The organism is Myxococcus stipitatus DSM 14675, assembly GCF_000331735.1.
Lineage (GTDB): Bacteria > Myxococcota > Myxococcia > Myxococcales > Myxococcaceae > Myxococcus > Myxococcus stipitatus.
The window spans coordinates 5,606,418-5,630,556 of sequence record NC_020126.1; the positions used below are offsets into that span (position 1 = coordinate 5,606,418).

Below are 24,139 nucleotides of genomic sequence, written 5' to 3' on the forward strand. Positions count from 1 at the left end.
GTTCAGGCCCGGGGTCCGTAGCAGTCACCCATCGACACCAGGACCTTGCGTCCAGTGCCCTCATAGGGCCGGCGTCCATGGGTGACGCGCAGGTTGTCCACGAGGAGGACATCGCCCGTCCGCCACGGAAATGTAACCAGTGTCTCCTGATAGGCGGCCCGGATGGTCTCCAGGTCGGCCCCGTCCAGCTCGCTCCCATCGCCGTGATAGGCGTTGCGCGGGAACTCCTCCTTCTTGAAGAGCATCGTCAACGCCTGGCGCGTCTTGGGCTCCAGGCCGCTCACGTGAAAGAGGTGGGCCTGATTGAACCAGAAGGCCTCTCCCGTCAGGGGGTGACGGGTGACAGCGGGGAGCACCTGCCGGGTCCTCAGCCGAGACGCGTCCTTCCATTCGAACTCGATGCCGTGCGCGCGGCAGTAGGCCTCCACCTCCGAGCGCTCCTGTGTCTGGAACACCGTCTGCCAGGGCAGGTCCACCCGGGGGCCGTAGTTCCGGACATACATGATTCGCTTCTGCTCGAACCGCTGTCGCACCTCCACGGGGATGCGCTCGGTGGTGAGCCGGTTGTCCGTCAACGGGGTCTCGCCGCCGCGCTCCGCGGGGGTGACACAGAGGAAACAGAGATTCATCGGCGGGTGGTCTGAGTAGGCGTTCTCGTTGTGTTGCGGAATCGTCTCCTGCCGAGGGTACTCGGTGGCGGTGTAGACGCCCTTTCCCAGCTCGGTGCGGGGCGTCGAGCGATAGACGTAGCGCAAGGGCTCCACATAGAGCGCGCTGGAGAGCGCCCCGAACTCCGAGGCCCCGCCGAAGTGGAAGCCCCGGAACAGCAGGGCACCGTGCTCCAGGAGCGACGCCCGCCACTGCTCCCGATTCGAGTCAATCCATTCGAGGAGCGAGGTGTCTCGCGAGGGGGGCTCGATGAGGAACGGGAGCATGGGCCTGGGTCCTGGGCAATCCACGGAGGTGCGTGGGGCGGGTGAATCAGGACAGCATTCTCAGCTCTAATCCACTAGCTTGAAAATCAAGAATTCTTGTAAACATCTCAGCGCCGCTTCCACCTGCAAGGGAATGGGTTCTCCGATGCAAGGGACACACGCTGAGACGCCGCTCCCGCCTGGCTCACGTCTGCACTGGCTCTTGGGCAATGGCCCTCGGCAGGTGAAGGACGCCTTGGGGCAATTGGTGCGCGGACACAAGCGGCACGGCGACATCGTCTACTTCCGCTTCTTCGAGGGCCCCACCTTCCTGCTCTGCCATCCCGAGCACGCGCAGCGGGTGATGGTGGACAACGCCCGGAACTACCGCTTCCCGGGGCCGGAGAACGGGTTCGACGGACCGCTGATGGGGCGCGGTCTCTTCGCCAGTCGAGGCGACTACTGGCTGCGGCAGCGCCGCATGGTGCAGCCCGCGTTTCATCGTCCACGTCTGGGTGGAATGGTGAGCGGGCTGGTGGAGGGAACCCTCGCGATGGTCGAGCGCTGGGAGCCTCACCTCCACTCCGGTCAGCCGCTGGAGTTGCTGGAGGAGATGCGCCACCTCTCCATCTCGCTCCTGGGCCGGACCATCTTCTCGCGCGACGTGTACGCGGAGAGCGCGCAACTGAGGGAGGCGCTCGACTTCTTCACCCGCGACAGCCACGGCCCCCGGGACTCGGTGGTGAAGGTGGTGCGCCAGCTCCTGCGCCTCAACCCGGGCCACCACGAGCGGTTCATGGGGGCGATCACGAAGATGAACACGGTGCTCTACGCGCTCATCGCCGAGCGTCGTGCGGCGCCCTCGCTCGGAGACGATGTCCTCGGGATGTTGATGTCGGCCCGGGACGCGCAAGGCGAGGCGATGACGGACCGGCAGGTGCGCGACGAGCTCGTCTCGCTCTTCGTCGGAGGACAGGAAGCCACGGCCGTGGCGCTGACGTGGACCTGGTACGCGCTGGCCCGCAACCCCGAGGTGGAGCAGCGCATACGCAAGGAGCTGGCGGACGTGCTCGGCGGCGAGCTCCCCACGAGCGCCACCCTCCCGGAGCTCCACTACACGCGGGCAACCGTCGAGGAGACGCTGCGACTCTATCCACCGTCGTGGCAGTTCGCGCGGCGGGCGCGAGAAGCGGATGAGGTGGGCGGCTTCAAGGTGCCGCCGGGGATGTTGATGCTCATCTCCCCGTACATCCTGCATCGCCATCCCAGCGCGTGGGAGGAGCCCGAGCGCTTCCTTCCCGAGCGCTTCATGGGGGAGCAGCGGGAGCGCCGGAGTCAGCGCCTCGCCTATATGCCCTTCGGCGCCGGCCAGCGGCTGTGCATCGGCAATCACTTCACGCCCGTGCTGATGACGGCGGTGCTCGCTGTCACCCTGCGTCGGTTCCAGCACAGGCTCGTGCCGGACTTCCCCGTCGTCACCATGTCGGGCTCCACCTTCCGGCCTCGCAACGGCCTCATGGCCACGCTGCATCCGGCGTCCCCACTCCCATGAGCGATATCCTCAAGCGTCTGGCAGGGCTGTCCCCGGAGAAGCAGAACGCGCTCCTGAAGAAGTTGAAGGCCGGGAGGGACCCGGGCGCGGCGCCTCGGCGAAGTCATCCTCCGCTGGAGCCACGCGCTCCGGGGACGCGGCTCCCGCTGTCCTTCGCGCAGCAGCGGCTGTGGTTCCTGGAGCAGCTCGAGCCGGGCACGGCGCGCTACAACGTCCCCGCGGCGGTGCGGCTCCAAGGCGCCCTGGACCTCGGGGTGCTCGAGCGCGCGTTCGCGGAGCTCCTGCGGCGACATGAAGTCCTGCGCACCGTCTTCCGCGAGCAGGGAGAGACGGCCGAGCAGGTCGTCCTCCTCGCCTCTCGTCCCCCGCTCCCGGTCGTGGACCTCACGTCCGTCCCCGCCGAGCAACGAGACGCGGAGGCCGCGCGACGAGCGAGCGCGGAGGCGAGGCGCCCGTTCGACCTGAGGCGGGGACCGCTGCTGAGCACCACCCTGCTCCGCCTCGCCGAGGACGAGCACGTGCTGGTCCTCAACATCCACCACATCATCTCGGATGCCTGGTCCACCGCGGTGATGGTCCGCGAGCTGGGGCAGCTCTACGCCGCCTTCAGCCAAGGACAGCCCTCGCCGCTGCCGGAGCTGACCGTGCAGTACGGCGACTGCGCGCTGTGGCAGCGCTCGTGGCTGGAAGGCGCGGAGCTGGAGCGTCAGCTCTCATACTGGCGCCAGCAGCTCGCCGGAGCGCCCGGGTTGCTCGCGCTGCCCACGGACAGGCCGCGTCCTCCCGAGCAGACCTTCCACGGCGCGGCCCATCCCGTGCGGCTGTCGCGTGTGCTCTCCGAGGCGCTCAAGGGCCTGGCCACGCGCGAGGGCGTGACGCCCTACATGCTGCTGCTCGCGGCCTTCCAGCTCCTGCTCGGCCGCTACGCGGGACAGGAGGACGTCTGCGTCGGCTCGTCCATCGCGGGGCGCGTCGTGCCCGAGCAGGAGGGCCTCATCGGCTTCTTCGCCAACACGCTCGTGCTGCGCACGAAGCTGTCGGGCAACCCGACCTTCCGCGAGCTGCTGCGACAGGTGAAGGACACGACGCTCGGGGCCTATGCCCACCAGGACATCCCGTTCGAGAAGCTGGTCGAGGAGCTCGAGCCCGAACGGAACCTCGGCCACGCGCCGGTGTTCCAGGTCCTCTTCGCGTTCCTCAACGCCCCCGCCACCGAGCTGCGCCTGCCCGGCCTCTCGATGCGGCTGATGGAGCTGGAGACCCGCGTCTCCAAGTTCGACCTGGAGCTGGCCTTCACCGAGTCGGACGGGCACCTCCAGGGCAGCTTCGTCTACAACACGGACCTCTTCGACGCCTCGACGCTCGCGCGCCTGGCGGGTCACCTCCAGGTCCTGCTCGAGGGCATCGTGGCCGCGCCCGAGGCCCCACTCTCCGAGCTGCCCTGGCTCGCCTCGGAGGAGCGACGGCAGGTGGTCGAGGACTGGAACCAGGCCACCCGCGAGCTTCCCCAGCCGGCGCTCGTGCACCACCTCTTCGAGGCCCAGGTCCGCCGCGCACCGGAGGCCATCGCCCTGCACTCGGGCGACGAGCGCCTCACGTACGGAGAACTCAACGCCCGCGCCAACCAGCTCGCCCGGCACCTGCGCCGCGTGGGCGTGGGCCCGGAGATGTTCGTCGCGTTGTGCCTGGAGCGCTCGCCGGAGCTGGTGGTGGCCATGCTCGCCACGCTCAAGGCGGGCGCCGCGTTCCTGCCGATGGACCCTGGAGCCCCCTCGGGGCGGCTGGACTTCATCGCCTCCGATGCCCACGCCCCCGTGCTGCTCACCCACTCCTCGCTCGAACACCTGCTGGACCGGCGCGGCTACGTCCTGCGGCTGGACGAGGACTGGGCCCGCGTGGAGCGCGAGCCGGAGGACGACCTCGACAGCGAGCTGGACGCGGACCACCTCGCCTACGTCATCTACACGTCCGGCTCCACGGGTCAGCCCAAGGGGACGCTCCTGCAACACCGTGGGTTGTGCAACACGGCGCTGCAGACCATCGACTTCATGGACCTGCGTCCTGGGGACAGACTGCTCCAGTTCTTCTCCCCCGCCTTCGACGCCGCCCTCTCCGAGATCTTCCCCGCCCTGCTCGCGGGGGCCACGCTCGTCCTCGCCTCGCGCGAGGAGCTGATGCCCGGAGAGCCCCTGCTGTCGGTCCTCACCGGGCAGGACATCACCACCTTCAAGGTCACCCCCTCGGTGCTCGCACAGCTCGAGGTCCCGCCCTTGAAGAACGTGCGGACACTCATCGTCGCGGGCGAGGCCTGTCCTCCGGAGCTGGTGGCCCGCTTCAAGCCCGGCCGTCGCTTCGTCAATGCCTATGGCCCCACCGAGACCACCGTCTGCGCCACGGTCAACACCGACGTCACCGCGCCGCGCGTCACCCTCGGCCGCCCCTTCCACAACGTGCGCACGTACGTGTTGGACGCGCACCTGCGGCCCGTGCCCGTGGGGGTGCCAGGGGAGCTGTTCATCGGAGGCACGGGCCTGGCGCGGGGCTACCTCGGCCGTCCGGAGCTGACCGCGGAGCGCTTCCTCCCGAACCCCTTCGCACACGCGCCCGGCGAGCGGCTCTATCGCACCGGAGACCGCGCGCGCTGGCTCGCGAACGGTGAGCTGGAGTACCTGGGGCGGCTGGACTTCCAGGTGAAGCTGCGAGGCTTCCGCATCGAGCTGGGAGAGATTGAAGCCGTCCTGAGGAAGCAGCCCGGCATCCGCGAGGCGGTGGTGACGGCGAGAGAGGACACCCCGGGCCACAAGCGCCTCGTCGCCTATTGCGTCCCGGAGACGCCTCGCTCGGAGGAAGGCCGTGAGGGGTCGCCTTCGCTCTCCGCGACGACGCTCCGCGCGGAGCTCGCCACCCACCTTCCCGACTACATGCTGCCGGCGGCGTTCGTCTTCCTGGACGCGCTCCCTCTCACCTCCAACGGCAAGGTGGACCGCCAGGGCCTCCCGCCACCGGACAGCACTCGCGCGGAACAGGCCGCCTCGCAGGTCGCGCCTCGCGACGAGGTGGAGCAGCGCCTGGCCACCATCTGGGCGGGGGTGCTCGGCCTGGAGCAGGTCGGCGTGCTCGACAACTTCTTCGAGCTGGGGGGCGACTCCATCCTCAGCCTCCAGGTCGTCGCGCGGGCCCGACAGGTGGGCCTGCTCCTCTCCACGAGAGACCTCTTCCAACACCAGACCATCGCGAGGCTCGCGCAGGTCGCGCGGTCCAGCACCGAGGCCGCCGGGGAGCAAGGGGCGGTCATCGGTCCGGTACCGCTCTCGCCCATCCAGCGACACCTGTTCCAGCACGATGCACCGCACGCTCACCACTTCAACCAGGCCCTGCTGCTCACGCCCCGTCAGCGGTTGGAGCCTTCTCACCTGGAGCAGGTGCTCCGTCACCTGGTGCTGCATCACGACGCGCTGCGCTTGCGCTTCTTCCAGCACGAGGGGAACTGGTTGCAGGAGTGCACCAGCCCCGATGAGGCCCCCTTCCACCTGACGCATGTGGACCTCTCCGCGACGCCCGCCGACCAGCAGCCCGCGGCGCTCGAAGCGGAGGCCACGCGCCTGCAAGCGGGCTTCGTGCTCTCCGAGCCGTCGCTCTTCCGCGCGGCCCTCTTCCAACTGGGTGGAGACACCCAGCGGCTGCTCCTCGTCGCGAACCACCTGGTGGTGGATGCCGTCTCCTGGCGCGTGCTGCTCGAGGACCTCGAGTCGGCCTGGAGCCTGGTCCAACAGGGTCAGCCGCTCCGCCTCCCCGCCAAGAGCACCTCCTTCCAGACCTGGACCCGCAACCTGGAGGCCCACGCCCACTCCGAGCCGCTCGCCGCGCAGGCACCGCTGTGGCTGGACGAAGCCCGCCTCGTCATCAAGCCCCTCCCCACCGACGCCTCCGGCGCCAACACGCGGGACAGCGAGCGCGCTATCGCCCTGGCGCTCGACGCGGAGGAGACTCGACTCCTCCTCCAAGAGGCCACGACGGCGTGGCGTGCGCGCATCAACGACGTCCTGTTGACCGCGCTGGCTCGGGCGCTGGCCGAGTGGACAGGCCAGTCCCACGTCCTCGTGAACCTGGAAGGACATGGTCGCGAGGAGCTCTTCCCCGACGTCGATCTGTCACGCACGGTGGGCTGGCTCACCTCGCTCGTGCCGGTGCTGCTGCCAGTCCCGGAGCACGCCAGCCTTGGGGACGGCCTGCGCGCCGTCCGTGACGCCCTCCGCCGCATGCCGGACCAGGGCATCGGCGCGGGGCTCTTGAAGTGGATGGGACCCGAGGAGTTCTCCCGGAAGCTCCAGGCGCAGCCGGTTCCCCAGGTGGCCTTCAACTACCTGGGCCAGCTCGACGGGACCGCGGCGAGCAGCGCCTTGTTCACCCGCGCGCTGGAGCGGACAGGTCCCTCCGCCTCGCCGGAAGGAACGCGCCTGCACCTGCTGGAGCTCAACGGCTCGGTGCTCGAGGGCCGTCTCCGGTTCACGCTCACGTACAGCGACCGGCTCCACCACGAGGCCACCGCGAGGGCGCTCGGGGAGCGCTTCCTCCTCCACCTGCGAGCACTCATCTCGCATCGCCATTCCGAAGACGCGCGCCGCTTCTCTCCCGGCGACTTCCCGCTGGCGCGCCTCTCACAGTCGGCCCTCGACGCGCTGGTGCGCCAGGCCCCCTCCGGCGTCGAGGACCTCTATCCACTGTCCCCCATGCAGCAGGGCATCCTCTTCCATGTCCTGCTCGCCCCGGCGTCGGCGGTCTACTTCCAGCAGCTCGCGTGGACCGTCGACTCCCTCGACCTGCCCGCGTTCATGGAGGCGTGGCGACACTGCCTGAAGCGCCACACCATCCTGCGCTCCTCCTTCCACTGGGAAGGGCTCGACGCTCCGCTCCAGGTCGTCCACGCGGCGCCCGAGCTCCCCATCGACTCACTCGACTGGAGCCAGCTCTCCGCCGACGAGCAACGGACGCGCTTCGAAGCGCTGCTGGTGGAGGACAAGCAGCGAGGCGTCGAGCTGCGCAGCGCGCCCTTGCTCCGGCTGACCGTCATCCACCTGGGGCCACGGGGCACTCGCTTCCTGTGGAGTCACCACCACCTGCTGGTGGATGGCTGGAGCCTGGGCTTGCTGATGCGAGAGGTATTCTCCCTGTACGAGACCCTCCGCTCGGGCCAGACGCCCCAGGAGACGCCTCGGCCCGCCTTCGGTGAGTACATCGCTTGGCTCCACCGCCAGGGCACCACCGGCGAGGACTTCTGGAGAGAGGCCCTGCGCGGCTTCTCGGTGCTCACGCCCCTTCCCGCCGACACCCACCAACCCTCCTCCGGGCAGTCAACTGCTGAAGCAGCACTCTCCGGCCCTGGAAGCGCGGCGCTGCAGTCCTTCGCGCGCGAGCACCACGTCACGGTCCACACGCTCGCGCTGGCCTCATGGGCCTTCCTCCTGGCCCGGCATGGTGGTGGAGAGGACGTCGTCTTCGGCAACACCGTGGCGGGCAGACCTCCCGAGCTGCCGGGCTCCGAGGCGCTGGTGGGCTTGTTCATCAACTCGCTGCCCGTGCGCGTGCGTCTGCCCTCCGCGACGTCCGCCCTGTCGCCCTGGCTCCAGTCGCTCCAGGGGCAGCAGCTCGAAGCGCGCCAGTACGAGCACTCGCCGCTCGTCCAGGTCCAGGCCGTGAGCGAGGTGCCCCGAGGCACACCGCTGTTCGACTCGCTCCTGGTCTTCGAGAACTACCCGCTCGACGCGACGCTCCTCGAGCACTCGTCGCTCGTGGTGCGCGACATCCACGGCTTCGAGCTCTCCAACTATCCGCTCACGGCCTCCGTCCTCCCGGGCTCCACGCTGCGCTTGCGGCTGGTCTTCGACACACCGCGCTTCGCGCCGGAAGCCATGCAACAGCTGCTGGCGCGCTGGGTGCGCGTGCTGGAGTCCCTCCCCACGGCGAAGCGGCTCGACGACCTCTCGCTGCTCACCTCGGAGGAGCGCCAGCGGCTCCTGGTCGAGTGGAATGACACGGCCTCCGAGTACCCGCGCGACGCCACGCTGCCCGACGTCTTCGAGCAGGTCGCGGCCCGGGCCCCCGACCGCATCGCCCTCGAGTTCGGCGAGGCCCGGCTCACCTATCGCCAGCTCGATGAGCGCGCGAACCGGCTCGCCTGGCACCTGCGAGGGCTCGGCGTCACGACGGATGAGCGGGTGGCCATCGCCGTGGAGCGCTCGCTGGAGCTCGTCGTGTCGCTGCTGGCCATCCTCAAGGCGGGCGCCGCGTACGTGCCGCTGGACCCGGCCTATCCCCCCGAGCGCCTGGTCGCGATGGTGGAGGATGCACGTCCTCGCGTGCTCATCACCCAGCAGGGACTGGTGTCGCGGCTGCCCACGGGAGAGCAACGGACGGTCATCCTCGAGGACCTGGACCTCGCGAGCCTCCCTGTCCAGGCCCCTCCGCGCGTCGTCTGGCCGGAGAACCTGGCGTATATCGACTTCACGTCTGGGAGCACGGGGCGCCCCAAGGGTGTCGGCACGCCGCAGTCGGCGGTGCTGCGCACGGTCATGGGGATCGACTACGCGCACCTCGGTCCGGACGAGACCTTCCTGTTGATCGCCCCCGTCTCCTTCGACGCCTCCACGCTGGAGCTGTGGGGGCCGCTGCTCCAGGGAGCGCGGCTGGTGATCTTCCCGCCCCATGCGCCCTCCGATGTCCACGAGCTGGGCGAGGTGCTGGAGCGGCACGGCGTGACGACGCTGCACCTCACGGCGGGACTGCTCACGCAGGTGGTGGACCACAACCTCCAGGGCCTGCGCGGCGTTCGGCAGTTGCTCACGGGGGGAGACGTGGTCTCCGCGCCCCATGTCCGCCGGGTGATGGAGACGCTGAACATCCCTGTCACCGCCTGCTACGGCCCCACGGAGACGACACTCTTCGCGGCCTGCCACCGGATGACACGACCGGAACATGCGGGCTCGGTTGTTCCGCTGGGTCGCCCCATCGGCAACACCCGCGTCTATGTGCTGGATGGGAAGGGACAGCCCGTCCCCGAAGGGGTCGTCGGCGAGCTGTTCATCGGCGGAGACGGCGTCGCGCGGGGCTACATCGAGCAGCCGGCGCTGACGGCGGAGCGCTTCGTCCCCGATGTGTTCAGCACGAAGCCGGGCCAGCGTATCTATCGCACGGGCGACCTGGCCCGCTGGCGTCACGACGGCGTCCTGGAGTTCCTCGGCCGAGGCGACGCCCAGGTGAAACTGCGTGGCTACCGCATCGAGCTTGCGGAAGTCGAGTCGGCCCTCCTGACGCACCCGAGGGTCCGCCAGGCGGTCGCCGTCGTCCGCGAAGACCTCCCCGGCGACAAGCGCCTCGTCGCCTACTGCGTCCCGAGCGAGGGACCCACCGGGCTGGACCTGCCAGCCGTGCGAGCCCACCTGGCGGCCCGCCTCCCGGAGTTCATGCTGCCCTCCGCCGTGGTGGTCCTGGACGCGCTTCCGCTCACCGCCAACGCCAAGATCGACCGCAAGGCCCTCCCCGCGCCGGAAGGAACCCGCGCGCCTGGGGCAACGCTCATCGCCCCGCGCAGCGCGCTCGAGCATCGGCTCGCCGACATCTGGCGGCAGGTGCTGCGAGTCGAGCACCTGGGCATCCACGACAACTTCTTCGAGCTGGGAGGCCACAGCCTCCTCGCCACGCAGGCGGTCTCCCGAATCCGGTCGGAGCTCCAGGTCGACCTCCCGCTGCGAGCCCTGTTCGATGCGCCGACCCTCGCGGCACTGGCCTCGCGGCTGGAGTCCTCGGCCCACACCGCGAAGGCCCCCGCGCTTCAAGCGCTGCCGCGAACCGGCCCGCTGCCGCTCTCCTTCGCCCAGCAGCGGCTGTGGTTCCTGGAGCGCTTGGAGCCCGCCAACGCCAGCTACAACGTCCCCAGCGCCCTGCGACTCGAAGGCCGACTGGACGTCCCAGCGCTGCGCCGTGCCTTCGACGCGCTGGTGCGGCGACATGAATCGCTCCGCACCGTCTTCGGCGCTGGCGACGACGGCCAGCCCTTCCAGACGGTCCTTCCCTCCGCGCCGCTGGACGTGCCCTGCGTGGACCTGTCCGCCCTGAGCGCCTCCGAGCGCCAGGAGGCGGCGGCGCGGCTGGCGGCCGAAGACGGCGCGCGGTCCTTCCACCTCGGAGCCGGTCCCCTCCTGCGCGCCACGCTGTTGCGCCTCTCCGAGGACGACCACGTGCTCGTCTTGACGATGCACCACATCGTCTCCGACGCGTGGTCCATGGGCGTGCTGGTTCGCGAGATGGCCGCCCTCTACGAGGCCTTCGCCCACGAGCGGCCCTCGCCGCTGTCCGACCTGGGCTTCCAGTATCCCGACTACGCCGTCTGGCAGCGCGGCTGGCTCCAGGGCGACGTGTTGGAGGACCAGGTCTCCTGGTGGCGGCGACAGCTCGACGGGGCGCCCGCCTTTCTCGAGATGCCGACGGACCATCCGCGTCCGCCGGTGCAGACCTACCGTGGCGCGCATCATCACTTCCGGCTCTCGACGGAGCTCTCCAGCCGGCTCAGGGACTTCTCTCAGCGGCACGGCACCACGCCGTTCATGGTGTTGCTGGCCACCTTCCACACGCTGCTGCACCGCTACTCGGGGCAGGACGACATCAGCGTCGGCTCGCCCATCGCGGGCCGGCCCCAGTCGGAGCTGGAGGGCCTCATCGGCTTCTTCGTCAACACGCTCGTGCTGCGAGCGCGCATGCACGACGACCCGCCCTTCCTCGACCTGCTCCAGCAGGTGCGCGATACGACGCTGGAGTCCTTCGCGCACCAGGACGTGCCCTTCGAGAAGCTGGTCGAGGCCCTGCGCCCTCAGCGTGACATGCGCACCACGCCGCTGTTCCAGGCCATGCTCGTGCTCCAGAACGTCCCCATGGGGCCGCTCCAACTCCCGGGCCTGCGCCTGCGTCCCCTGGAGGTCGAGACCCACGTCGCCAAGTACGACCTGCTGCTGATGCTGGTCGACGGAGCCGAGGGCTTCTCCGGGAACCTCGAGTACGCAACCGACCTCTTCGAGCCGACCACCGCCGCGCGGTGGGTGACCCACTTCCAGAGCCTGCTGGTCCACGCCCTGGAGGCACCGAGGACGCGTCTGGGTGCGCTCCACCTGCTCACGCCCGAGGAGCGCCACGACCTGCTCGTCACGTGGAACGACACGGAGACGACCTTCCCGAGCGAGCTCACCGTCCCGGAGCTCATCTCACGGCAAGCGGCCCTCGCTCCCGAGTCCATCGCATTGGAGGACGGCCAGACACGGCACACCTACGCCTGGCTGGAGGCTCGCGCCAACCAGCTCGCCAGACACCTGCGCGCACGGGGTGTGGGCCCCGAGGTCCGCGTCGGCCTCTTCCTCGAGCGCTCTCCCGACATGGTCGTGGCACTGCTCGCGGTGCTCAAGGCGGGAGGTGCCTACGTTCCGTTCGACATCGCCTACCCCGAGGAGCGGCTGGCGTTCATGCTCGCCGACTCGGGTGTCACGCTCCTCCTCACGCAGCGCTCGCTCCAGTCGCGGCTGCCGGCGCATGCGGCGCGCGCCATCTCTCTCGACGACGAAGCCCCGTCTCTCCTCACGCAATCCTCCGAGGCCCTTCCGCGGACGGCGGCGCCCCACCACCTCGCCTACGTGCTCTACACCTCGGGCTCCACGGGCCGTCCGAAGGGGGTGCTCATCGAGCATCGGGGCGTCGTCAACTACCTCTCCTGGTGCGCGAGCACGTATCCGCGAGCCCCTCGCGGCGCGCCCGTCCACTCGCCCCTGGCCTTCGACCTGACGGTCACCAGCCTCCTGTTGCCGCTGTCGCAAGGCAGCAGCGTCCGGCTCGTGTCCGAGGCCCAGGATGTGGAGGGACTGTCGCTCGCCCTGCGAGAGCGCGAACTCTTCGGACTGGTCAAGCTGACGCCTTCGCACCTCCAGACGCTCTCCCAGCTCCTGCCGCCCACCGAGGCCGCCACCGCGACCCACGCCTTCGTCATCGGCGGAGAAGCGCTGACCTTCGAGCAGCTGACGTTCTGGCGCACGCACGCCCCCGCGACGCGCCTCTTCAACGAGTACGGTCCCACCGAGACCGTGGTCGGCTGCTGCGTGCACGAGGTGGAGGCCCACGGCGCTCCCACGTCGGGCCCGGTGCCCATCGGTCGCCCCATCGCCAACATCGACTTGCACGTGCTCGATGCCCGAGGGGCCCTGGTCCCCGTGGGGGTGCCCGGTGAGCTGTACATCGGCGGCCTGCCCCTGGCCCGTGGCTACTGGCAGCGTCCGGAGCTGACCGCCGAGCGCTTCGTCCCGCATCCGTTCGCGCGCACGCCGGGCGAGCGGCTCTATCGCACGGGAGACCGGGTGCGCCGTCGCGCCGACGGCACGCTCGAGTACCTGGGGCGCCTGGACTTCCAGGTGAAGGTGCGAGGCTTCCGCATCGAGCTGGGAGAGATTGAAGCGGTCCTCGCCCAGCACCCCGAGGTGCGCGAGACACTCGTCCTGGTCCGTGAGGACACACCAGGAGATCAGCGACTGGTGGCCTACGTCCTGCCCCAGACGGGCCAGTCCCCCGAGGCCGGCGTGCTGCGTGACTTCCTCACGCAGCGACTGCCCGAGTACATGGTGCCCGCGGCCTTCATCCGGCTCGACGCGTTCCCTCTCACCGTCCACGGGAAGGTCGACCGCGCCGCACTTCCTCGGCCGGGCGAAGAGTCCCAGGCCCATGCATCGCGATTCGTCGCGCCCCGGACGCCGGTGGAGCAGGAGATCGCCGCGCTCTGGTGCGAGCTGCTGGACGTGCCGCGCGTCGGAGTACACGACAACTTCTTCGTGCTCGGAGGCCACTCGCTGCTGGCCCTCCAGATGGCCGCGAGGATCCTCTCGACCTTCCAGGTCGAGCTGCCCCTCAACACCTTGTTCGACGCCCCCACGCTGGAGACCCTGGCCCAGGAGATCGAGAACGCGCGGCAGTCGAACCAGGGCCCGAGCATCCCGCCCATCCAACCCGCACCGCGGGATGGTGCGCTGCCGTTGTCGTTCCCGCAGCAACGGCTGTGGTTCCTCGACCAGCTCGACCCGAACAGCGCGAGCTACAACATCCCCCTCGCCTTGCGCCTCGAGGGTGTCCTCGACGAGGCGGTGTTGCATGAGGCGCTGGAGACACTGGTCCGCCGCCATGAGGTGCTGCGCACCACCTTCCGAGGTGTCGAGGGACAGCCGCGCCAGGAGATCTCACGCGAGCCACGAATCCCCGTGGAAGTCCACGAGCTCGGCACCCTGCCAGCGGCCGACCGCGAGCGAGAGGTCCTTCGCCGCGTCACGGCGGAGGCAGGGCGTCCGTTCAACCTCGCAGAGGGGCCGCTGCTGCGCGCCTCCTTGCTCCGGCTGGGGGAACAGGACCACGTGCTGATCTTCTCCATGCACCACATCGTCACGGATGCATGGTCCATGGGCGTGGTGGCTCGGGAGGTCGCCGCCCTCTACGACGCCGCCCTCCGCCGCGCACCTGCGCCCCTGCCGGAGCTCCCGCTCCAGTACGCGGACTACGCGGTCTGGCAACGCCAGTGGTTGCGGGGAGACGTGCTGCGAGCCCAGCTCGAGGGGTGGCGCCAGCGACTCGCCGGAGCCCCCGCGCGGCTCGAGCTCCCCACGGACCGGCCACGTCCGCCCGTCCAGACCTTCCGGGGCGCGCGACATGCCTTCCGACTCTCCTCCGAGGTCGCCGAGCGACTCGTGTCCTTCAGTCAGCAGGAGAAGGCCACTCCGTTCATGACGCTGCTGGCGGCGTTCCAGGTGTTGCTCGGGCGCTACTCCGGCCAGGACGACATCAGCGTTGGCACGCCCACCGCGGGCCGACGCGTGGCGGAGCTGGAGGGCCTCATCGGCTTCTTCGTCAACACGCTCGTGCTGCGAAGCCGCCTCGCGCTCCAGGACACCTTCCGGGAGCTGGTGCGCCAGGTCCGGGAGATGACGCTCGACGCCTACGCGCATCAGGACCTCCCCTTCGAACAGCTCGTCGAAGAGCTGCGCCCTGAACGGGACCTCGGAGTCGCTCCGCTCTTCCAGGTGATGTTCGTGGTGCAGAACGCGCCGGTCTCCACCCTTCGGGTCCCGGGCTTGAAGCTCCAGCCGTTGGACGTGGAGACGTCCACGGCGCGCTTCGACCTCACGCTCCAGTTCGCGGAGGGTCCCGAGGGCTGGGCCGGCTCCCTGGAGTACAACACCGACCTCTTCGACGCCGGGAGCGTGGCCCGCCTCGCCACGCACTACCAGGTGCTCCTGGCCGCGGCCCTGACCGCGTCCGACACCCGCCTGGATGCACTGCCGCTGCTCACGGATGCCGAGCGCCACCAGGTCCTCGTCGAGTGGAACACGCTCCGCCTCGACCCTCCGGCGCACGGCACCCTCCACGGCCTCTTCGAGGCCCAGGTCGCCAGAGCCCCCGACGCCCTCGCGCTGTCCTTCGAAGGACAGCACCTGACCTACCGTGAGCTCAACGCGAGGGCGAACCAGCTCGCGGCCTGGCTTCGTTCCCAAGGTGTCGGAGCGGAGTCACTGGTGGGCCTGTACCTGGACCGCTCGCTGGAGCTGGTCGTCGGGCTGCTCGCCATCCTCAAGGCAGGCGCGGCCTACGTGCCGATGGACCCGGCCTATCCGCGCGAGCGCCTCGCCTTCATGGTCGAGGACTCCGGCGTTCCGCTCCTGCTCACGCAGCAAGCGCTCGCGGCGCAGCTCCCGTCGCAGCAGGCACGGCGGCTCTGTCTGGACTCGGAGTGGTCCACGGTCGCGGGCTTCCCCTCGCACGATGTCGAAACGAAGGGGGATGCGGACCACCTCGCGTACGTCATCTACACCTCGGGTTCGACGGGGCGGCCCAAGGGCTCGCTCCTCTGCCATGGGCAGGTCCTGCGCCTCTTCTCCTCCACCCAGCGGGAGTACGGCTTCGACGCGCGGGACGTGTGGACCCTCTTCCACTCCAGTGCGTTCGACTTCTCCGTCTGGGAGCTGTGGGGCGCGCTGCTGTACGGTGGCCGACTCGTCATCGTTCCCTACTGGGTGAGCCGCTCACCCGGGGACTTCCATGCGCTGCTGCAACGCGAAGAGGTGACGGTCCTCAACCAGACGCCCTCTGCGTTCCGCCAGCTCCTCCAGCATGAGGAGACCTTGGAGAAGGCCCCGCCCCTCGCGCTCCGCTACGTCATCTTCGGAGGCGAGGCGCTGGACTTCCGTGGCCTGCAACCGTGGTTCGCACGGCACGGAGACAGCCAACCGCGACTGGTCAACATGTACGGCATCACCGAGACCACCGTCCATGTCACCTATCGCGCGCTGAGCGAGCAGGATGCCCGCGGCACGGCCAGCGTCGTGGGCGTGCCCATCTCGGACCTGCAGGCCTTCATCCTCGGCCCCTCGCTGGAGCCGGTGCCCGTGGGCATCCCCGGGGAGCTCTACATCGGAGGCCGAGGTCTCGCCCGTGGCTACCACGGCCGTCCTGACCTGACGGCCGAGCGCTTCATCCCTCATCCCTTCAGCACCACGCCGGGAGCACGCCTCTACAAGACGGGAGACCGGGCGCGCTTCCGCGAGGACGGGCAGATCGAGTCCCTGGGCCGCACCGACTTCCAGGTGAAGCTGCGAGGCTTCCGCATCGAGCTGGGCGAAATCGAGGCCGTGCTCGAGCAGCAGCCGGGACTCCGGCAAGCGCTGGTGCTCGCGCGCGAGGACCGCGCGGGAGACAAGCGACTGGTGGCGTACCTGGTCCCCACGGCGGGACACGAGGTGGACACCGCGACGCTGCGGCAGGTACTCAAGGCCCAGCTGCCCGAGTACATGGTGCCCTCGGCGTTCGTCACGCTGGAGGCCCTGCCACTGACGTCCAACGGGAAGGTGGACCGCAAGGCCCTGCCGGCTCCGGACGCCTCCTCCGCTCCGGTCTCTGCGTACAAGGCCCCAAGCACGCCCATCGAGCAACGGCTGGCGGAGCTCTGGAGAGACGTGCTCGGTGTGGAGCGAGTGGGGGTGACTGACAGCTTCTTCGAGCTGGGAGGACACTCGCTGCTCGCCGTCCAGGTCATGTCGCGCATCCGAGCCACCTTCGGGGTCGACCTGCCCTTGCGCACCCTCTTCGAGCATCGCGACATCGAGGTGCTGGCGCGGGCCCTGGAGCAGCTCGGCGCAGGCACCCGAGGAGGGGACGGAGCACGGTCCATCCCGAGGCGACCCACGGCGCTCGGCCGCGCCACGGGCCCGGCCTCCATGGCACAGAAGCGCTGGCTCAGCTACGCGAGCTCGAACCCGAACCGGCCGAAGAGCGCCGGCAACGTTCCGAGGTGCGTCCGCATCACGGGGCGGCTCGACGTCGACGCGCTCGAGCGGGCCCTGACCACGCTCGTCGAGCGCCACGAAATCCTGCGAACCCACTACGTCCGAGGCGATGACGGGTTCACCTTCCACGTGCCCCCGATGGCACCGGTTCCACTGGAGCGACGGGACTTCGTCGGGCTGCCTCGGGAGCAGTGCGAGGAAGCGGTGCGCCAGCACGTGTTCCAAGACGCTCAGACACCGTTCGACCTCATGGCTCCGCCCCTGTTCCGAGCCTGGCTCTACACGCTGGGCCCCGAGGAGCACATGCTCCTGGTGCTCACGCACCACATCGCCTGGGACGGCTGGTCAGAGGCCCTCCTCCTCCAGGAAGTCACCCTCGCCTACAGAGCCTACGTCCGAGACGAGGAGCCCCGGCTGCCAGAGCTGCGCATCCAACACTCGGACTTCGCGTGGTGGCAGCACGAGCAGATGCAGGGTGAGCGCCTCGAGTCGCTCGAGTCCTATTGGCGAGAGCACCTGGCCGATGGCGTCTCCATGGTCGACTTCCCCTTGGACAAGCCGCGCCCGGAGACGCGCACGTACAACGCGCTGACAGCGACCGCCGCATTCCCCGCGGAGCTGTCCGCCGCCATCAAGGCGCTGTGCGGCCGAGAAGGCGTCACGCTGTACATGATGGCGATGGCCGCCTACCAGGCGCTGCTCGCGCTGCGCAGCGGGGCTCGGAAGGTCACGGTTTTCAGCAACATCGGGAGCCGCGACCACCTGGAGGTCGAGAATCTCATCGGGTGCTTCACCAACGTCATCCTGATCCACACCGACCTGGACGGAGACCCGACCTTCCAGGAGCTGCTCACGCGTGTGCGAGACGCGGTGCTCGGCGCGCTCGCCCACTCCGCCCTGCCCTATCAACGGGTGCTGGACATGGTTGGGATGAATCCGGACAGCAAGAGCGCCCGCACCTTCCCCGGCATGAACATGCAGAACTTCCAGAAGCTCGGAGGCCCCAGGCTCTCGCTCGAGGGGCTCCAGTTCGACCGGGTGAACATCCCCCAAGGCGGGAGCCTGATGGTCAACATGTTCTTCTTCGTCTCGGAGTCGGAGGACCACCAGGTCTCGCTGATGGCCCAGGCGAACGGGGACCTCTACGAAGCGCGGACAGTGGAGCGCATCGTCGAGGACTTCCAGCGGCTCCTCGCGGCGGGATGCGCGAACCCGAACCGGCGGCTCTCCGCGCTGCTCTCAGGAGAGGAAGACAGCAAGGTCCAGGGCTGACCGTGGCGAGCTCAACTCGCCGCGCTCTTCGTGTGGCTGAACGCCTGGGCCTTGAGGTTCTGCCAGTAGGGAGACTGACGGACCAGGCGAGCCGTGTCCGCCGGGTTCGCCAGCAACTTCGCGGTGGCCTCCTCGCAGAAGATGCCGCCCTGAGAGCCCTTCACGAGCACCGTGTCTCCGCGCTGGAGCAGGCTGGCGACGAACTCGCCCGCTTCATAGGGCGTGTCGAAACATCGGATCCGGTCATCGCCGAGACCCGCGGCCTTCGCGGGTGCCACGTACTGTCTGGCCAGGTCCGCGACCGTCACCAACCAATCCAGCTGTCCGCAGTGGCCACCGACCTGCGCGTAGTATCTCGCCGCGTCCGAGCCCAGCTCGTTCATCCCTCCCAGGATGGCGATCTTCCGACCCGGCAGCGCATACAGGGTGTTGAGGGACGCGATCAGCGCCTCCGGGCTCGCATTGTACGAGTCGTCGAGGAGGAGGCTTCCATTCCGACCCTCGAGCGGACTCATGCGCCCCGAGACGGGCTCGATTCGCTCGACGCCGGCTTTGATCTCCTCGGGCGTCATCCCCAACAACTCACCCACGGCGGCGGCCGCGGCAACGGCTTCCGCCATGTGTCTCCCCATCATGCGAACGGACGCATCCACCTGTCCTTTTCTCAGGACCAACGTCCCTTCCAGCCCGTGCGCCGCCGAGTCACTTCGGAGGCTGAACCGATAGTCACCTCTCGAGGTGCCATAGGTGTGCAGCTTGCTCGGCGCCAGCGTCGTCAGCTTCGGGGCAAAGCGCTCCTCCTCCGCGTTCACCAGGGCGATCTGGCTGAGCTCCGCCAGCGAGAACTTCTCGTCGACGATGGCCTCGATGCTCCCGAAGCGCTGGAGGTGCGCGGGCTTCGCGGCGGTCACCACGCCCACCCTGGGCCGGAGGAAGGAGAAGTAACCAATATCCCCTCGCCGCCCCGCGCCCAGCTCTTGAACAATCACGTCATACGGCAGCGGTTTCGTGAGACGGCGACTCATCTCACGCACAATCCCCATCCAGCCCTTCAGGTTGCGGATGTCACCGGGTGACTCCAACTCGAAGATGGCCAGCGGAACACCCAGCTCGTTGTTGTAGTTCCCCGAATGGGCTTGCACCTTGAATCGCTGCGCCAGGACCTTGGCGATCGCCAGCTTCGTGGTCGTCTTCCCCACGCTGCCGGTCACCGCCACGATCATCACCTGTGGATTCTTCCGGAGGTAGCGCTTCAGCTGAACCTTCAAGCTCCAGCCGATGAGGCGCGACGCCAAACTCCACACGATGGATATCATCTGGATGCTTTCATGCTCGCCAAGGGAGACAAAGAAAGCATAAATTCGAGAAATCGGGAATCTCCCAGAAAGAAGAGAACACCCGCGCGTGGACGAGATCAAGCTCAGCGTCGTCATGCCTTACTACAAGCGCCTCCGAGAGTTCATGCGGGTGCTGCCGCTGAATGCGCGCTTCTTCAGTCGGCATGAGTACGAAGTCGTCCTCAGTCTGGATGAGCCGAGCGAAGAGGCGGACCTGCTGCGCGTCCTCCGAGACTTCCCCTCCATCCGGTGGCGCGTGCTGGTGAACGACCTCGACCATCCGTGGCGCCCCCCGTGCCGAGCCCTCAACGTGGGCATCCGGAACGCGCTGGGAGAGAACGTGCTCGTCGTCTCGCCCGAGTCCGCCTTCGTCACGGATGTACCGGCGCGTGCGCTCGACCACATCGCCGCGAACCCAGGGACCGCCGCGCTGGGCCACGTGTGCTTCGCGACGTTCGATGCGCTGGAGGCACGGCAAGGCTCGCTGGAGAAGACCTGCGCGCCGCCGTGGAACCTCTACGGCTCCATCTGCGTGCCACGGGAGCGATTGGCTCGGGTGCATGGATACGACGAGAGCTTTGATCGCTGGGGCGGGGACGATGACAACCTGCGCATCCGGCTCATGCAGACGGAGACCTACCTGCATCCGCTGGACGACATGCGAATCCTCCACCTGTCCTTCGAGGCGCGGAAGGTCCGCCAGGCGGCGGAGCCCCCCTCACCCGAGTACGCGGAGCGCATCTTCCAGCCTGTCTCCCCTCAGGCCAACCCTGGTGGATGGGGTGAGAGCTTCCAGCGAGTGGCCTTCGACTGGCGCCGGCAGTGAGCCTCGGAACCCTTCGCGCAAAGGAGCACCTTCGTGCTCGTCGCCGTGATGCAGCTTCGCAACGAGGACTACCACCTGCGGGGATGTCTGGCCCACCTGCGCGACCACGTGGACGCCATCATCGCGCTCGATGACGGGTCCACCGACAACACACGCGCGGTGCTCTCCGCCGAGCCGAAGGTGGCGGAGGTGCTCACCAATCCGGCCCGCGCGGAGATGGAGGGTTGGGACGAGCTGGGGAACCGCACCCGACTGCTGGAGCGAGCCAAGGCGCTGGGTGCCCGCTGGGTGCTGTGCTGCGACGCCGACGAGCGCTTCGAGCAGGACTTCCTCGTCCGACTCCCAGAGGTCCTCCGGAAGGCGGAGCGGCGCAACCGGCCCCTGGTCACGCTGCGCTACCGCGAGCTGTGGGACGGCGTGGCGCAGTACCGGTCCGATGGCCTCTGGGGAAAGAAGACACGCTGCTGTGCCTTTCCCCTGCCGGACACGCTGACGTTCAAGGGCAAGCGCCATACGAAGTTTCATGGTGTCTGGTATCCGCAGGAGCTCGAGCGAGCCAGACACCTGGTGGTGCCGCACAATCTCTATCACTTGCGCATGGTGAAGGCGGAGGACCGCCTGGCGCGGCGGGAGCGCTACGAGCAGCTGGATCCAGGCTCGAAGTATCAGCGCCTCGGCTACGACTATCTCACGGACGCGAAGGGCTTGAAGCTCACGTCTCTCGGATGGGGCCAGGAGTACGCCTTCGACACGCTTCCCGCCGACCTGCGCTCGCGCTACCCCGTGGAGGCCCGAGGCCCGGGCCCTCTGGGCGGCCTGCGTCGGCTCTTCCGCAGCTGGTTGTCGTAGCAGGACCCGACATGGCCACCATCCTCATCGCCGCGGGCATGACGCCAGGACACATCAACCCGGCGTTGAAGTTCGCCCGAGCCCTCCAGTCCCAGGGACACCGCATCCACTTCTGTGGCTTCCTGGATGCCCGGGAACGCATCGTCGCGGAGGGCTTCGACTTCGAGCCGCTCTTCCCGGACCTCTTTCCCGAGGGCGACCTGGAGGAGGTCACATCGCTGCGTGTTCGCCGCGACCGGTGGGGGCAGCTTCGCCACATCCGCAGGCACGTGGGCAGGGTCAGACGGATGATGGAGGCCATTCTCGCGGGAGCGCTCGATGGGCTCTTCCAGCGGCTGAAACCCGACCTCTTCATCTGCGATGTGATTGAGCGGGCCTTGCATCTCGTTGCGTACGGCAACGGAGTGCCCACGGTCCTCGTGAACACCACGGTGCCCATGGCGCCGCAGCCGCGTCCGCCCAAGCCCTCGTGGCGAGCCCCGATGGACCGGGTCTGGGGCGCGTTTCGAGCGAGCCTGCGGAGGACACTGGAGAAAACGGGGGCGAGGCTTGGATTCATTCGCCCCATGACCTGGTTCTTCTCGGAGCTGGCGCGCAAGTACGGCCACATCGTCGAAGGAGATGGGCCCGGGAGGTTCTTTCCTTCAGCCACGCCCATGGTGGTGCTCTGCCCGGGTGAGTTCATCGACACGGGGGACGCGCCGCGCCGGGAGTCGCTGCACTTCCTGGGTCCCTGCATCGCCCTGGACCGCGAGGAGCCAGACTTCGACTGGTCACGGATTCAGGAGGGTCGGCCCCTCATCCTCATCGCGCTGGGCTCCGTGCCGTACCTCTTGAAGCGGCACCAGGACTTCATCCGCGGCCTGGGCGACGCGGCCGCGCGGAGGCCCGATTGGCAGTTCGTCGTCTCGGCGGGCCCGCTGACCGACCTGGGGATGCTGGAGCGGGCCGCGCCCAACATCATCGCCGCCCACCAGGTTCCGCAGCTTGGGCTGTTGCAGCGCGCGACGGCCATGGTGACCCACTGTGGTTTCAACAGCACCAAGGAAGCCATCTACTTCGGCGTGCCCATGGTGGCGCTGCCCTTCCAGCATGACCAGCCCCGAGTCGCCCGGCTGGTGACTCATCATGGCCTCGGCGTGCGGGGCTCTCCGTTCGACATGACGGGTGAAACACTGGTGGCCCTGCTCGATGAAGTCATCACCCAGCCGGGATACCGGCAGGCAAGCCAGGCCATGAGCATGCGATTCCGAGAGGCGGAGTCGCCCCAGGCCATGGCACGCACGCTGGAGCAGTTTCTCGAGAAGGAGCAGGAGCCCCTGCCCCGGCCGAGCGGCACCTGAGCGGATTCGCGCTCAGGACGCGTTCCGGTGGCGCTCCGGAAGCTCGAGTCCTATCGCCGGAGACGAGTCCACCAATCGCCCGGACTCGAGCACGAGCAACCGGTCCGCCACTTGGAAGAAACGGTTGTCGTGGCTGATGACCAGCACGGTCTTCCCCTGCGCCTTCAGGTCCGGCAGGAGTTGGTTGTAGAAGATCTCCTTGAAGGCGGGGTCCTGGTCCGCGGCCCACTCGTCGAAGAGATAGAAAGAGCGCTCCTCCAGGTAGGCCGTCAGCAGCGCCAATCGCTTGCGCTGTCCTTGAGACAGGCTCGTGGTGGACAGGGTGCCCTCTTCGCTGATGCGGACCTTGTGGTCGAGCTGGAGGCGGGAGAGATACTCGCGCACCCGGGCACCGCGGTCGGAGGGGTCCAGACCGAAGAGATTGTCGAAGAGGTGGAAGTCGGAGAACACCGCCGTGAATTGCTGGCGGTACTGCTCGCGGTTGGCATCGGTGACGCGCTCGCCGTTGAGCCAGACCTCTCCGGCGTCCGGCGCATACAGGCCGGTGAGCAGCTTGCCGAAGGTGGTCTTCCCGCTGCCGTTTCCTCCGACGAGGAACACCAGCTCTCCGCGCTGGAAGGTCAGGTTGATGGGACCCAGCACGAAGCGGGTGTCGTCATTCTCCCGGAAGTACGTATGGGTGACGCCCCTGAGCTCCAATCGCTCGAAGCGAGGAGGCGTCCCTTCGTAGGACGGGCTGTCGTTCTCCTTCGCGTTCCACCCCTGGGGATCCAACTGCTGGAGCCGCTCCAGTGCGATGTTGCCGCGCCCCAGGACGTTGAGACTGCCGAGCAGCAGGTCCAACGGCTGCTGGAGGTAGAGGATGATCAACGTGCAGCTCGTCAGCGTGGTGGCGCTCACGTCCGTGAGGCGGGTCACGCTGAAGAGCAACAGCCCGAGGAAGGCGAAGAAGAGGAACGAGGTCCAGCTCGCGTTGGTGCTGAGGATGTTGGAGCTGACGCGCATCAACCGGCGCAGCTCTTTCGCGGGAACCTCGACGCCTTGGGAGAGGAACGCCGTGCGACGAGGCGCGTGCAGCTTCAGCTCCTTGATGCCCTCCATCAGCGAGCGGAACGCCTTGTTGAGGATGTCGCTCTGGGCGCGTGACTGCTGGAAGTACTTCAGGCTCAGTCGCACGGGCAGCCGGTAGATGAGCCCGCCCACGATGATGAAGCCGATCATGAACACGAAGATGATGGGCGAGAGCGTGGCGAGGTAGGCAAGGCAGCCGATCAACGTGGCGGCGCTGATGGCGATGGTGGGCAGCAGCGAGAGACTGTTGCTGACGGCGGGGATGTCGTCCGTGAGCAAGGTCTGGAGGCGGTGCATGCCCGTCTCCTCCAACTGGCGCAGCGTGGAGGTGAGGACCCGGCGGCTCAGACGCATCCGCAGTTCGAGAAGCGCGCCCTGGTTGAGGTGGTTGAGGACATACTGCGAGGCCAGGCGGGACGTCACGAAGAGCACCAGGATGCCGCCGAACGTGGCGAGGGTCTTCCCAGACCGGAAGGTGTCCTGGGTCAGCGCGTTGTTGATGACGGACACGAGCGCACTGCTGCTCGCGCCGCTGACAATTCCAGCGAACGTCGCCAACACCAGGAGTCCGCGAGAGCGGCTCAACAGGAAGGCCAGCAGTTTCATGGAGGTGTCTCCCGTGGA

General features: G+C 68.4%; 8 protein-coding genes. 5 read left to right on the forward strand and 3 right to left on the reverse strand.

The genetic code is table 11. The features are described 5' to 3' along the window. Nucleotides 1-2: 2 nt before the first annotated feature. Entirely contained in the window at nucleotides 3-935 is a 933-nt protein-coding gene (locus MYSTI_RS21500; protein WP_015349900.1) for a TauD/TfdA family dioxygenase, read from the reverse strand. A 145-nt stretch (nucleotides 936-1,080) separates the two neighbouring features. On the opposite strand from MYSTI_RS21500, the gene MYSTI_RS21505 reads away from it, so the two are divergent. Both MYSTI_RS21505 and MYSTI_RS21510 read left to right on the forward strand, forming a co-directional pair. Beyond that, the gene (locus MYSTI_RS21505) at nucleotides 1,081-2,466 is read left to right on the forward strand and encodes a cytochrome P450 (RefSeq protein ID WP_015349901.1); all 1,386 of its coding nucleotides are present in this window, start codon (nucleotides 1,081-1,083) and stop codon (nucleotides 2,464-2,466) included. After that, on the forward strand, nucleotides 2,463-18,089 hold the full coding sequence (locus MYSTI_RS21510; protein ID WP_015349902.1) for a non-ribosomal peptide synthetase: 15,627 nt from the start codon (nucleotides 2,463-2,465) through the stop codon (nucleotides 18,087-18,089). Before MYSTI_RS21505 ends, MYSTI_RS21510 begins: the two co-directional genes overlap by 4 nt. A gap of 11 nt (nucleotides 18,090-18,100) precedes the next feature. Here MYSTI_RS21510 and MYSTI_RS21515 read toward each other — a convergent pair whose 3' ends face one another. Beyond that, nucleotides 18,101-19,393: a UDP-N-acetylmuramoyl-tripeptide--D-alanyl-D-alanine ligase gene (locus MYSTI_RS21515; protein ID WP_169558654.1), complete on the reverse strand. Its 1,293-nt coding sequence runs from the start codon at nucleotides 19,391-19,393 to the stop codon at nucleotides 18,101-18,103. Between the two features lie 100 nt (nucleotides 19,394-19,493). Here MYSTI_RS21515 and MYSTI_RS21520 point away from each other — a divergent pair, with 100 nt between their 5' ends. From MYSTI_RS21520 to MYSTI_RS21530, 3 genes are read left to right on the forward strand one after another with little or no spacing between them, the layout of a single operon-like run. Next, nucleotides 19,494-20,252 (forward strand): galactosyltransferase-related protein, encoded by a 759-nt coding sequence (locus MYSTI_RS21520; protein WP_015349904.1) that lies wholly within the window; start codon nucleotides 19,494-19,496, stop codon nucleotides 20,250-20,252. 33 nt (nucleotides 20,253-20,285) lie between these two features. Further along, nucleotides 20,286-21,101 (forward strand): glycosyltransferase, encoded by an 816-nt coding sequence (locus MYSTI_RS21525; RefSeq protein WP_015349905.1) that lies wholly within the window; start codon nucleotides 20,286-20,288, stop codon nucleotides 21,099-21,101. An 11-nt stretch (nucleotides 21,102-21,112) separates the two neighbouring features. Beyond that, nucleotides 21,113-22,444, forward strand: a complete 1,332-nt coding sequence (locus MYSTI_RS21530; protein ID WP_015349906.1) for a glycosyltransferase — start codon at nucleotides 21,113-21,115, stop codon at nucleotides 22,442-22,444. A 12-nt stretch (nucleotides 22,445-22,456) separates the two neighbouring features. On the opposite strand, the gene MYSTI_RS21535 is transcribed toward MYSTI_RS21530, so the two are convergent. Continuing rightward, entirely contained in the window at nucleotides 22,457-24,121 is a 1,665-nt protein-coding gene (locus MYSTI_RS21535) for a cyclic peptide export ABC transporter (protein ID WP_015349907.1), read from the reverse strand. Nucleotides 24,122-24,139 lie beyond the last annotated feature (18 nt).